Annotated in this window: 13 protein-coding genes; 9 read left to right on the top strand and 4 right to left on the bottom strand. The window is 41.0% G+C overall.

The features are described 5' to 3' along the window. Nucleotides 1-102 precede the first annotated feature (102 nt). Nucleotides 103-1,617 (bottom strand): beta-barrel assembly-enhancing protease, encoded by a 1,515-nt coding sequence (locus tag AAW31_RS16220; protein WP_046851032.1) that lies wholly within the window; start codon nt 1,615-1,617, stop codon nt 103-105. 621 nt (nt 1,618-2,238) lie between these two features. Here AAW31_RS16220 and AAW31_RS20200 point away from each other — a divergent pair. Together AAW31_RS20200 and AAW31_RS19225 are read left to right on the top strand one after the other, a co-directional pair. After that, a complete protein-coding gene (locus AAW31_RS20200; RefSeq protein WP_082110503.1) occupies nt 2,239-2,487 on the top strand; it encodes a transposase in 249 nt (82 codons plus the stop codon). Between the two features lie 6 nt (nt 2,488-2,493). Next, on the top strand, nt 2,494-2,676 hold the full coding sequence (locus tag AAW31_RS19225) for a hypothetical protein (protein WP_052752314.1): 183 nt from the start codon (nt 2,494-2,496) through the stop codon (nt 2,674-2,676). A 464-nt stretch (nt 2,677-3,140) separates the two neighbouring features. Here AAW31_RS19225 and AAW31_RS16210 read toward each other — a convergent pair whose 3' ends face one another. After that, the gene (locus AAW31_RS16210) at nt 3,141-3,347 is read right to left on the bottom strand and encodes a zinc-finger domain-containing protein (protein ID WP_046851887.1); all 207 of its coding nucleotides are present in this window, start codon (nt 3,345-3,347) and stop codon (nt 3,141-3,143) included. 30 nt (nt 3,348-3,377) lie between these two features. After that, nucleotides 3,378-4,298: a branched-chain amino acid transaminase gene (locus AAW31_RS16205; protein ID WP_046851031.1), complete on the bottom strand. Its 921-nt coding sequence runs from the start codon at nt 4,296-4,298 to the stop codon at nt 3,378-3,380. Between the two features lie 329 nt (nt 4,299-4,627). Between AAW31_RS16205 and AAW31_RS16200 the strand changes: the two genes are divergently transcribed. Together AAW31_RS16200 and icd are read left to right on the top strand one after the other, a co-directional pair. Continuing rightward, nucleotides 4,628-5,137: a retropepsin-like aspartic protease family protein gene (locus tag AAW31_RS16200; protein ID WP_046851030.1), complete on the top strand. Its 510-nt coding sequence runs from the start codon at nt 4,628-4,630 to the stop codon at nt 5,135-5,137. 104 nt (nt 5,138-5,241) lie between these two features. Continuing rightward, nucleotides 5,242-6,492, top strand: a complete 1,251-nt coding sequence (icd, locus tag AAW31_RS16195) for an NADP-dependent isocitrate dehydrogenase (protein ID WP_046851029.1) — start codon at nt 5,242-5,244, stop codon at nt 6,490-6,492. A gap of 167 nt (nt 6,493-6,659) precedes the next feature. On the opposite strand, the gene AAW31_RS16190 is transcribed toward icd, so the two are convergent. Beyond that, nucleotides 6,660-6,863, bottom strand: coding sequence for a cold-shock protein (locus tag AAW31_RS16190; protein WP_046851028.1), 204 nt, complete (start codon nt 6,861-6,863; stop codon nt 6,660-6,662). A gap of 311 nt (nt 6,864-7,174) precedes the next feature. Between AAW31_RS16190 and clpS the strand changes: the two genes are divergently transcribed. The 5 genes from clpS (at nt 7,175) to ribD (ending at nt 13,094) form a co-directional block, all read left to right on the top strand. Then, nucleotides 7,175-7,483: an ATP-dependent Clp protease adapter ClpS gene (gene clpS / locus AAW31_RS16185; RefSeq protein WP_046851027.1), complete on the top strand. Its 309-nt coding sequence runs from the start codon at nt 7,175-7,177 to the stop codon at nt 7,481-7,483. Nucleotide 7,484: 1 nt separating this feature from the next. After that, nucleotides 7,485-9,743, top strand: a complete 2,259-nt coding sequence (gene clpA / locus AAW31_RS16180; RefSeq protein WP_046851026.1) for an ATP-dependent Clp protease ATP-binding subunit ClpA — start codon at nt 7,485-7,487, stop codon at nt 9,741-9,743. Nucleotides 9,744-10,088: 345 nt separating this feature from the next. Further along, the gene (gene glyA / locus AAW31_RS16175; protein ID WP_046851025.1) at nt 10,089-11,339 is read left to right on the top strand and encodes a serine hydroxymethyltransferase; all 1,251 of its coding nucleotides are present in this window, start codon (nt 10,089-10,091) and stop codon (nt 11,337-11,339) included. Between the two features lie 110 nt (nt 11,340-11,449). Then, complete coding sequence (gene nrdR / locus AAW31_RS16170) at nt 11,450-11,905, top strand: transcriptional regulator NrdR (RefSeq protein ID WP_046851024.1); 456 nt, start codon at nt 11,450-11,452, stop codon at nt 11,903-11,905. An 85-nt stretch (nt 11,906-11,990) separates the two neighbouring features. Further along, nucleotides 11,991-13,094 carry a bifunctional diaminohydroxyphosphoribosylaminopyrimidine deaminase/5-amino-6-(5-phosphoribosylamino)uracil reductase RibD gene (ribD, locus tag AAW31_RS16165; RefSeq protein WP_200899801.1) on the top strand — a complete coding sequence of 368 codons (1,104 nt, stop codon included), beginning with the start codon at nt 11,991-11,993 and terminating at the stop codon, nt 13,092-13,094. Nucleotides 13,095-13,096: the final 2 nt, after the last annotated feature.

Genomic DNA, 13,096 nt, shown 5'->3' with positions numbered 1-13,096 from the left:
AGGGAGAACCAAATCAAATCATATTTGCATAATGAAATGATGGAATAGGATTATCATCAGTGGTGGCTGATTTTAGGTATTAGCAAGCAGGGAGCGAGGTTACTACTTTTTTTCATTAGCAGCAACGAATTCCTTAAGCTGTCTCAAGCGTGCTTCTATACTGGATGATTGATAAAAATTACTATTATCTTTACGTAAAGCAATCTCTAATTGCTCGATTGCAGCTTTATATTTTCCTTCTAGAATATAAACTTCTGCCTGAGCGCGATGCTGGAGCATATGGTTTCCTAGAGCAGAATAACATTGTGCTTCTAGCCGATGAAGGTGAATGTTTTCTGGAATCATTTTTGACTGCTTATTGAGGAATTCAAGAGCAGCCTGAGCATTTTGGTGGTTTAGTAACGCTAATGTATAATCATAAATAAGTGCGCGATTTTGCGGATAGGCATTTAATGCAGTTTGGTAAATTTTAAGCGCCTCTTTAATTTGTTTGTTAGCTAGTTTAACTCGTGCAGCAAGCACTTCGATCATGGCTCCTGACTGTAAATATTCACTTTCAACTAGAATGGGCTTGCCCAATTGATGATTCTTAAGTAAGCTGGCAGCATGATCAGAATAGATAATACGATATAATTCGTTTAATTCTTTATCTGCACGCTTAGGTTGCTTGTCACGTAATAGAGCATAAATTAGACCGTAGCGTTCTGCAATTTCATTTGCGTAACGCTTATCTTGTATACGGGCATCAAATTCCTTTACGGTATCAGTAGAATTTCCCAGAATGGCCTTCAGCTTGGCTCGAACCAAGTGGAAATCAAGGCTGTCGGGAACTTGTCGGTAAGAAAATTCCCGTGTGCGATTCTCAATATCGGCTATACGCTCATGAGTGAGCGGGTGGGTTCTCAGATAAGATGGGGCACCGTTTTCATAATATCGCCCAGCATTCTGTAAGCGCTCAAAAAAAGCTGACATCCCATGAGGATCAAATCCTGCTTTATGTAATATATTGAAACCGATTCGATCAGCTTCCTTTTCATGATTACGTGTAAAATTCAATTGGGATTGAATGGCTCCAGCCTGTGCGGTAGCGAGTATGGCTTGCCCTGCTTGAGGATTGGAGCGAGAGGCAAGAATAGCGAGAGCGAGAGCAGCAAGAGTCGTAATGAGTCCAATATGCTGCTGCCCAGAAATCATCCTTGCTAAATGCTTTTGAGTGACGTGCGCAATTTCATGAGCCATAACGCCCGCTAATTCAGATTCACTTTGTGCTGCGATAATCAGTCCACTATGGAAACCCATAAATCCACCTGGTAAAGCAAAGGCATTGATGGATGGATCCTGGAGTGCAAAAAACTCAAATGATTGATCTGGTTTTGTTTCATTTGATGAAGAAATGAGCTTATTACCTAAATTATTAAGATAGCCGTCTATTTCGGCATCATTTAGATAGCTAGGGTCTGCGCGAATTTTTCGCATAATCTCTAAACCGAGCTGTCGCTCTTGCCGAGGAGTGATAGTGGCTTGTGATATATCACCAAGATCCGGAAGATCATCTTCTGCGAAAATGTGTGCAGGGAAAAGTAATGGTATGACTATGATCAGGTAGTAAAATTTCATGGCAATTTGATGATTACTCGCAAACCAAGTTCCCCTACTTTTTAGCAGCGTACTGCTTGTCAGAAGAAACTGATTAAGTTTAACTAGAAGGACGGCGTGTTATTGCAGAGATAATTAATCTGATTGAGTTGCGCATAACCTAGAGGTTTTTCTCATAGCCTGTTCAAAAAGAAATGTTTTTCTTGTTAGCGAATTCATGACCAATGGTTTACAAGTAGCTACAAGTGCGGCAAAAAAATTTATTAAATGAGTTAAAAGCTCTCATTTATTTAAAATTAATGTGAGTTCGACATAAGAAAAGCTGTAAAAGAGCTTCAATTGCAGCTTCAATTCTCTATGATGAAGCCATTTTGTAAAAGAATTTCATTACTGACGAAGCCAGATTCAGATGGATACTATAGCGAGTTTTTGTGCGATTGACGACTTTTGTAAAGGATTTGATCCGCGGTGGAAGCAGCGCTTGGTGGAGAGTTACCGCTCAAGTAACTTCAGCAGCGACAAGAGTTGTGTCTAATTTCATTTCTAAATCAAACATGACGCGAAGGCGAGCCGCAAACACTATCAATAATACGCAAGGCGAAGCCGACAAAGTCAGTTTTGATCTAGAAATGGAATAAACACATTATATTTCACCATCGCTGTATCCAATCGCATAACGCGATAGTAGAGTTTGTTGACCAGCGGAAGGTCAGTGTGGGTTGGGTTCATGAGTTCAAACTACACTTAGCCCTCAATGAGCAAGAAGCACTGCGGGGAATGAATATAATGGCAAGCAAGGCTGATGGCTGTGATGCGGAGCTGAAGCTATCACGCGCCTTATTTGGGAAATTTTTTAATGACCGGGAGCTACCTCCCCCAAGCGCTCTTTGAGCAACTATGGCAACCGGGCGTACAGCTCGTCACCGAGAACATGAAAACAAGCTGTTGCCGCTGTTTGATATACTTTCATTGCGTAAACACGCGCTCATTGTAACAGTCAACGATCAATTGAAAGCAATATCTCGTTGCAAATGGAGCATTCTTACCATTTTAGCTCATTTAACTTCTTTATTAATCTGATAGCCGGACTAGTGGCTTCGAGGTGTGCGAGAAGAAACCTTCCCTTAGTATTAGCCTCGCTCAGGCTCTTCCAGCCGCAGTATTGTGATAAGGTTTCATTTATTCCGTAAAATAATGTTATCACTTCACAGCCTTTATTAAGAGGATCAGCATGGGAACTATCCTTGTTTCCATAGCTTAAATGCTGCTTTTATAGCCCTGCTGCCAATACTCGAACAAGGGAAGGGTTAAATAGTCTGCAATTCCATTCTATTACAACCATAAACCATAAATTTAGTCTACGCATATACGCTTGAGAGTAAATAGCGTGAGCAGTCATTTCAACTATACTGCTAATTAGCGCGATATCTACGATACCTTTGATATTCTATGCTTTAGAAATTTCTATCAGAATAAAATTATCTTTGGGAATTTATATCAGCATTTCGATATGAATTGATCGGAAATATGATTCATGATTTGATTTAATGCTGCGCTGCTTTTACTCCACCTTTCAAAATATAGCGCGTACCGCAATAAGGGCATAGCGCTTCACCGGTAGCTTCAATAGGTAAGAATACACGTGGATGAGCATTCCATAGTCGCATTGATGGTGTAGGGCAATGTAAAGGTAAATCGTCCTCAGTGATTTCTATTTGTCGCTGATTAAGGGTAGTGGGTTGTTTATTCATGGTATTCATGGATGGCTCTATTAAACTAGGTTAAATATAGTGTAGCCAGTCGGTATGATGGGTTGCTTTACCACTGACACAATCGAAAAACAAAGCTTGTAGCTGCTGAGTAATTGGACCGCGCTTGCCATTCCCAATGGTACGATTATCAAGCTCTCTAATTGGGGTAACTTCTGCTGCGGTCCCTGTAAAGAAAGCTTCATCTGCGCAATAAACCTCATCTCTGGTAATGCGTTTTTCGATTACAGGAATATTCATTTCTTGTGCCAGCTCGATCACTGAATTGCGTGTAATGCCTTCAAGGCAAGAGGTCAAATCAGGTGTATAAAGCTTTCCCTGTTTGATGATAAAAATATTTTCTCCCGAACCCTCAGCAATATACCCATCTACATCAAGAAGTAATGCCTCATGATAGCCATCCATCGCAACTTCCTGGTGCGCCAAGATAGAATTGGTGTAGGTTGCGACTGATTTTGCACGACACATATTAATATTGACATGATGACGGCAAAAGGAGGAGGTTTTAACACGAATACCATTTTCTAAACTATCTGGCCCTAAATAAGTTCCCCATGGCCAAGCTGCAATTGCGACATGGACGGATAGATTTTTGGCAGATAATCCCATTGCTTCTGCGCCGTAAAAGACGATAGGGCGAATATAACCAGATTCAAGATGGTTCTGTTTCACTACTTCCTTTTGCGCCTGCATCAGTGTGGCTTTATCAAAAGGAATAGTCATTCTGAAGATATGCGCTGAATTAAACAGGCGGTCAGTATGCTCAACTAAACGGAAAATGGCCGGTCCCTTGCTTGTTTGATAAGCACGTAGACCTTCGAATACGCCCATTCCATAATGTAGAGTGTGAGTAAGTACATGCGTGGTAGCATCTCGCCAAGGAACCATTTTTCCATCGAACCAGATTACTCCATCGCGGTCTGCCATTGACATTAAAGGCTCCCGATAAAAGTTCAAAAGCTACATTTTAGCGTATTTTTCAGCAAGCAATAAAAGGTTGCTTACTAATTACCCATCCGTATTCTCCTGAATCATATCATTTAGCCCATTCATTTATCATGACAATCAAGAGTAGAACGGATAAGACAAATGCTTAATTAAATAGAAAGTAATAAATTTGATTTAAAATGTAATATTTCTGATCAATGAAACCATAAAATACCAGTTAACAATATGGGTGTATTTAATTTCTACACGATTTTCTACCATTTTTTTGTTTGACTGAGCTATATCCCTCCATCTAAGAAATAGATAATTTTACAATGCGCAGTTATATTCCATGGGGTTATGTTACCGCTTTAATTATCTGGTTAATCGTTTTTAGTGCTGCCTATTTATTTTTTGAGAATTGGCAAAAACCCAAAATTGCTATTATCCCAGATAGCCTGGTAGGCAATGAGGTTGTGATTCCCAGATCATGGGATGGGCATTATTATGTTCGGGGGGAACTCAATGGATACCCTGTTGATTTTATGGTTGATACCGGGGCAAGTATCGTTTCTATAAGCTATGAGTTAGCACGTGCTGCAAAATTGCCAAATGGTAGGCTAGCAAGTTTTTCAAGCGCTAGCGGTAAATTCCTGGGTGAAATTGTATCTGAACAAGATATCAAGGTAGGTGGTATTTTGGTAAAGGGATTAAGTGTAGGCATAGGTATGGAGGGAAAAGTGGGTCTGCTTGGGCAGAATTTCTTGCGTAGAGTTGAAGTTATTCAGTCCAGGGACAAAATGATATTACGGGTTAGCACGACTGGTCAGATAGCAATTGAATGAATAGTCAATAGCAATTAAATCAATATTTGTTGATATAGATTTATTCAATTATTCAAGATTAAATTAAAATATATTCTATAAACTATTATTTTACTGGAGATTTTATGTTTCAGCATATCAAAGCGCCTCCTGATGGCGAAAAAATCCTTGTCAATAGCGATCTCTCGCTGACTGTGCCAGATTACCCAATTATTCCATTTATTGAGGGAGATGGGATAGGAATTGATATTACGCCTGTAATGATAAAAGTTGTGGATGCCGCAGTGTATAAGGTATATGGCGATAAGCGCAAAATTTTCTGGATGGAGATGTATGCTGGCGAGAAATCAACCAAGTTATATGGTGAGAATATTTGGTTACCTGATGAAACATTACAGGCTGCGAGAGAATATGTTGTTTCTATCAAAGGACCTTTGACAACGCCTGTAAGCGGCGGTATCCGCTCTATTAATGTAGCATTACGCCAGTTGCTTGATTTATATATTTGCTTGCGTCCTGTTCGTTATTTCGAGGGTGTACCTAGTCCGGTAAAAAATCCTGAGAAAGTCGATATGGTCATTTTTCGTGAAAATTCAGAAGATATTTATGCGGGAATAGAATGGGAAGCAGAATCAGCATCTGCAAAGAAAGTGATCGATTTTTTGATTAAAGAAATGCAAGTAAAGAGTATTCGTTTTCCTCAATCTTCTGGTATTGGTATCAAGCCTGTCTCAAGAGAGGGAACTGAACGGTTAGTACGGAAGGCAATACAATACGCGATCGATAATGAGCGAAAATCGGTAACTTTGGTGCATAAGGGTAACATTATGAAATTTACCGAAGGGGCTTTCAAGAATTGGGGCTATAACGTGGCCATGAAGGAATTCGGTGCTGAATTGTTAAATGGCGGGCCGTGGATGAAATTACCTGAGGATAAGGGAGGAATCGTGGTGAAAGACGTTATCGCCGATGCTTTCCTGCAGCAAATTTTATTGCGCCCTGATGAATATGATGTGATTGCGACTTTAAATTTAAATGGTGATTACATTTCAGATGCTTTAGCCGCACAAGTAGGGGGAATTGGCATTGCCCCAGGAGCAAACCTAAGTGATTCGGTTGCGATCTTTGAGGCTACGCATGGAACTGCCCCTAAATATGCGGGTAAGGATCAGGTCAACCCTGGATCAATTATTCTTTCAGCTGAAATGATGCTAAGACATATCGGCTGGAATGAAGCTGCAGATATGATTATTAAAGCGATGGAAAAAACTATCCAAGATAAAATGGTAACTTATGATTTTGCGAGACAAATGCATGACGCAACTGAAGCCACATGCTCTGGATTTGGAAATGCAATGATAGCAAGAATGGGCTAGGAGTGGAACGATACAGCAAATCATATTTAATTTGCTGTATAACTACTCATCGCCAGTTTTATAATGGCGATGAGTAGTTAGGGTAATTGAAAGCAATTAGCTGATTCTTGTACGGCTAATTACTTCTTTAAATGAATGACACAATGATTTATGAATGTTGCAATATCTTAGGCAGCCTGAATGTTTGAAGCCTGTTTCCCTTTGGGTCCTTGTGTAACTTCAAAGCTCACTTTCTGGCCTTCCTTCAGGGTTTTAAAACCTGTCATATTGATTGCGGAGAAATGTGCAAATAAATCCTCGCTACCATCATCAGGAGTGATAAAACCGAACCCTTTGGAGTCATTGAACCATTTTACTGTACCTGTTGCCATTTTTACTTCCTATAAAAAAACTGGGCTGGAAACCCTAATACTATTTGAATTTCAAGACCGCAAACGGCTCTAACCAGTACTGCAGAGAACTTGAAGCCAAACGCCAGTTGCATTTTTACGCAAATTTCTGACTCAAGTCAAGATATCGGGTGAAATTTTGAGCTGCTTTTGGATAAAGATAAAAAGATTTGTTTATTGCGCTTGAAAATTTTGTAGGAATCGTCAAATATGATAAAAACAAAACTAAGAAAGAAAAAAATTATTTGATTTTTTTGCTCGCGCTTTTCTTTTTTAAATTAAGTAGGTGAATCATGGTAACAGAAGATCGTGAGAATGGAGTGCTAGAGGAAAATAAAAGTAAGATTAAATTACCTCCCTTGTACAAAGTTATGTTATTAAATGATGATTTTACTCCGATGGATTTTGTAGTAATGGTATTGCAAACATTCTTTTTTATGAGTCAAGAAAAGGCAACTCAAGTTATGCTTAAGATTCATACAGAAGGGGTTGGTATTTGCGGTATTTATCCCAATGATATTGCGATGACCAAAGTTCAACAGGTAAATAAATTTTCTAGACAGAATCAGCATCCATTAATGTGTATTATGGAGAAAAACTAACATGATCGCACAAGAGTTAGAAGTAAGTTTACATATGGCATTTGTAGAGTCACGCCAGAAGCGCCATGAATTCATTACGGTAGAACATTTATTGCTTGCCTTGCTAGATAATCCAAGTGCATCAGAAGTGTTAATTGCTTGCGCGATTGATATTGAAGATTTGCGAACTTTGCTTCAGGATCATATTAATCGTCATACACCTATTGTAAGCGGCAATGGAGAAGTCGATACTCAACCCACCCTTGGATTTCAACGTGTCATCCAACGCGCAATATTGCATGTTCAGTCATCAGGGAAAAAAGAGGTAACCGGAGCTAATGTTTTAGTAGCAATTTTCGGAGAAAAAGATTCTCACGCAGTTTATTTTCTACAGCAGAAGGGTATAACACGGCTGGATGTAGTGAACTACATTTCGCATAAGATTTGTAAAGTGTCACAAAATAATGATCATAAGATTGAAGATGAAAGTGATAACGAGCAGCAACAGAATTCAGCCAATACACTTGAAAGCTATACTATTAATCTCAATAATTTAGCACTGACGAATCGGATTGATCCTCTGATCGGGCGTGAAAAAGAAGTTGAGCGTGTGATACAGATTTTATGTCGTCGCAGAAAGAACAACCCTTTATTAGTGGGCGAAGCGGGTGTGGGTAAAACAGCTATTGCAGAGGGGCTGGCTAGAAGAATTACTGAAGGAGATGTGCCAGTGGTATTGGCCTATCATCAAGTGTACGCGCTGGATATGGGTGCATTGTTAGCAGGTACCAAGTACCGGGGTGATTTTGAGCAGCGTTTTAAGGCTGTATTAAAACAATTGGTGGATAATCCAAAAGCTATTTTGTTTATCGATGAAATCCATACTTTAATCGGTGCCGGTGCGGCTTCTGGCGGTACATTAGATGCTTCTAATTTGCTAAAACCCATGTTAAGTGCAGGTCGACTCAAGTGTATTGGTGCGACGACTTATAATGAGTATCGAGGAATTTTTGAAAAAGATCATGCATTATCCCGCCGTTTTCAGAAAATTGAAGTTTCTGAACCCAGTATCGAGGAGACAGTCGCTATTCTGCGCGGTCTCAAATCTCGTTATGAAAAGCACCATAATGTCAAATACACTGCAGGAGCGCTAACAGCTGCGGCGGAATTATCAGCTCGTTTCATAGGTGATCGACATTTGCCTGATAAAGCAATTGATGTGATTGACGAAGCGGGTGCGGCGCAACGGATTTTACCAAAATCAAAGCAGCGTAAAATTATCGGTAAACATGAGATCGAAGATATTATTGCAAAGATTGCCCGGATACCTTCACAAAGCATTTCAACCGATGATCGTAACAAACTGAAAACGCTCGACCGTGATCTGAAATCTATCGTTTTCGGACAAGATGCAGCCATTGATGCGCTGACAGCAGCGATAAAAATGACTAGAAGTGGCTTGGGAAATCCGCAAAAGCCTATCGGTTCATTCCTTTTTTCTGGCCCAACAGGGGTAGGGAAAACTGAAGTGGCGCGTCAGCTTGCTTATATCCTGGGTGTGCCATTGCATCGTTTTGATATGTCTGAGTATATGGAGCGCCACGCAGTCTCGAGAGTGATTGGTGCCCCTCCTGGTTATGTTGGCTTTGAGCAAGGAGGGTTGCTGACAGAAACGATTATTAAACAACCTCATTCAGTTTTATTGCTTGATGAAATAGAGAAAGCGCATCCCGATATATTCAATGTTCTGCTCCAAGTGATGGATCACGGTACCTTGACAGATAATAACGGGCGTAAAGCAGATTTCCGCAACGTGATTATCATCATGACTACCAATGCAGGCGCTGAGTCGCTGACCAAGTCGATAATCGGATTTGCCAAATCTGCTAGAACAGGTGACGAAATGGTTGAAATTAAACGCCTGTTTACTCCTGAATTCCGTAACCGGTTAGATGCGATCATTTCTTTTGCGTCGCTGAGTAAAGAAATCATTTTGCGTGTCACGGATAAATTTTTAATGCAGCTTGAGGCGCAATTACATGAGAAAAAAGTAGAAGCCGTCTTCACTGATAATTTACGTAATTATCTGGCTGAGCATGGCTTTGATCCACTGATGGGCGCACGCCCCATGGCACGCCTGATTCAGGATATGATACGCAGTGCGTTAGCAGATGAATTGCTTTTTGGGCGGCTATGTAATGGAGGTAAAGTAACGGTAGATATCAATAGTGATGAAAAAGTGATACTTCAATTTGAAGATGATAAAGTCGACGCGCTTTGAATGGGAGCACTTCATAAAAGCAGTTAAAATATTTCATCTTGGGTAGATAAAGAAGGGATAAAAATTTAACTTACTTTTCTCATTGCTATTAAGTTAGTTTTTATTTAATTTGCAGATTATTTTTTAAGGTATTTGCTTGAAGATTTGCAAATACTATCTAGTGTGCGCAAGACCTAATGAATGGTCTTCTTTTCTACTAGTTTTTCTTGATGAGCATAATAAGTTAAATATCTTCAATTTATGCTCATTATCTTTGTTTGGCTTCGCTTTATATGCTGTTACCATTCTAAATGGTAGAATGCATTATTTTTAAATATCTCAATTTTTCAAAGAGTAAATGCTGTCATGTTTTCCTATAAAAAAACGATAGAAAGTGTCGATCCAGATTTGTGGCAAGCAATTAAAGGTGAAATACAGCGACAGGAAGATCATATTGAATTGATTGCTTCTGAGAATTATGCTAGTCCCGCAGTCCTCCAGGCGCAAGGATCAGTTCTTACTAATAAATATGCAGAGGGATATCCCGGCAAACGTTATTATGGAGGCTGCACATATGTTGACAAAGTGGAGCAGCTGGCTATTGATCGTTTAAAAGCGTTATTCAATGCTGAATATGTCAATGTACAGCCTCATTCTGGTTCTCAGGCTAATGCGGCAGTATATTTATCTGCACTAAAACCTGGTGATACGTTATTGGGAATGTCTCTTGCACATGGCGGGCATCTCACTCACGGTGCTCCAGTTAATCTAAGTGGTAAAATTTTCAATTCTGTAACTTATGGGCTAGTGCCTGAAACTGAAGAAATTAACTACCAGGAAGTGGAACGATTGGCGCATGAACATCGGCCGAAGATGATCGTTGCTGGCGCATCTTCATATGCAAGAATAATCAATTGGAAGCATTTTCGTAAAATAGCTGATGAGGTGGGCGCTTATTTATTTGTCGATATGGCTCACTATGCGGGACTGATCGCGGCTGGCTTCTATCCTAATCCAGTGGGAATTGCTGATTTTGTGACCAGTACGACTCATAAGACACTTCGCGGCCCTCGAGGTGGCGTGATTATGGCCAAGCAGGAATATGAGAAATCGCTTAATTCGGCCGTTTTTCCTCAAATTCAGGGTGGTCCACTCATGCATGTCATCGCAGCCAAGGCAGTGGCTTTTAAAGAAGCTGCGACTAAGGAATTCCGCGATTATCAGGAACAAGTTATCGAGAACGCACGCGTGATGGCTAAGGTATTACAAAGTCGTGGTTTGCGTATCGTTTCTGGACAGACGGATTGCCATATGTTCTTGGTAGATCTTCGCGCCAAAAATTTGACAGGTAAGGAAGCTGAAGCAGTTTTGGAAACCGCCCATATTACAGTTAACAAGAACGCTATTCCAAATGATCCTCAGAAGCCTTTTGTCACCAGCGGTATTCGCATTGGAACCCCCGCCATAACAACGCGTGGCTTCAAAGAAATTGAGGCGGAGCAATTAGCCAATTTGGTTGCGGATGTATTGGATACGCCGAATGACGCAGCCGTTCTGGATCGTGTGGCACAAGAAGCAAAGATGCTGTGCGCAAAATATCCAGTTTATGTAAATTGATGTGTTTAAGTAGCGAGAGATTTTTGGATTGTTGTTTGAAGATGCCCCCATAGATTCGTTTTGAGATAGCAACCAGCTAATGAATTAATTAGCGTAACTGGTATTAAATAATGAGATGCCCTTTCTGTAACGCTGAAGATACCAGCGTAATTAATTCACGCGTCAGTGAAGAGGGAGATCGTGTCCGTCGACGGCGGCATTGTGCAGCTTGTGGCAAGCGTTTTACGACCTATGAAACAGTAGAACTGCGTTTGCCACAAGTGGTTAAGCAAAATGGCACACGTGCGGAATTCAATCGAAATAAGCTTCATACCAGTTTCTTGCGTGCATTGCATAAACGCCCAGTTCCCACTGAACATGTGGATGCAGCCATGGACCGTATAGTTCAGAAGTTGCTGAGCTCGGGTGCAAGGGAAATCTCTTCACGCACTATCGGCGAGTTAGTGATGAAAGAGCTTTATAAACTCGATAAAGTGGCCTATATACGCTTTGCCTCTGTATACAGAAGCTTTCAGGATGTTGGTGACTTTCAGGACGTCATCAAAGAAGTTCAGAATCAACATTAAAACTCATTCTTAAGAAATTCAAATTTCGCATTCGAAGTACGATCAGGTACATATTCAGGATCTATTTGTGCTTAAAGATTCCGAGATTTTTTCAGCCAGTGATTATGCCTACATGTCTCAGGCATTAAAACTTGCAGAAAAGGGTTTATACACAACGAGTCCTAATCCGCGGGTGGGTTGTGTCGTGGTTAAAAATAATCGCGTAATAGGTCGTGGCTGGCATGAGCGGGCTGGTCAGCCGCATGCTGAAATTAATGCACTTTGTTCTGCGGATGATACCGTCCGAAATGCTACGGTTTATGTGACATTAGAGCCATGCAGCCATTATGGGCGTACGCCCCCTTGTGCGGAGGCACTCATCCATGCAGGCGTGGCAAGAGTCGTGATAGCAATGCTCGATCCGAATCCTCTGGTTGCAGGAAATGGTGCAGCTAGGTTAAGAGATGCGGGTATTATGGTGCAATCCGGTTTATTGGAAGCACAAGCAAGCGCACTGAATATTGGTTTTGTTTCCCGCATGACTCGCCATCGGCCGTGGATAAGATTGAAAATGGCGGCGAGTCTGGATGGAAAGACGGCATTGGAGAATGGTATAAGCCAATGGATTACTAGCGAGCCAGCGCGTTTGGATGCCCATCGCTTACGTGCTCTTTCTTGTGCCATCTTAACGGGTATTGGCACAGTAAAAAAAGATGACCCACAATTAACGGTCCGTCACGTCGAGACTACCCGGCAACCATGGCGCGTCGTTATTGATAGCCGACTGGATATACCCGCTGATGCAAAACTATTGCAGGGTAGTAAAATATTGATTTTCACTGCTGCGCCGGATGAGAGCAGAAAAAAATTGCTGGAGGAGAAGGGGATGAAAGTCATGATGCTGCCTACTCATGGTGGCAAAGTCGATCTGGCTCAAATGATGGTTAAGCTCGCTGATTTCGAGATCAACGAAGTACTAGTAGAGGCAGGAAGTACTTTGTCTGGCGCTCTGGTACAAGAAGAATTGGTCGATGAATTGGTCATCTATCTTGCACCTTGTCTGCTTGGTGATAAGGCACAGGGCATGTTGAATTTGCCGATGCTGACCAGATTATCCGACAAGCATACACTGGAATTAACCGATCTTCGTATGATCGGACAAGATATTCGGGTAACGGCAAAATTTTCTAGTCTTGAGCTGAATGATTAAAT

Source organism: Nitrosomonas communis (assembly GCF_001007935.1).
GTDB lineage: Bacteria > Pseudomonadota > Gammaproteobacteria > Burkholderiales > Nitrosomonadaceae > Nitrosomonas > Nitrosomonas communis.
This window is presented reverse-complemented; position numbering and strand designations above follow the sequence as displayed.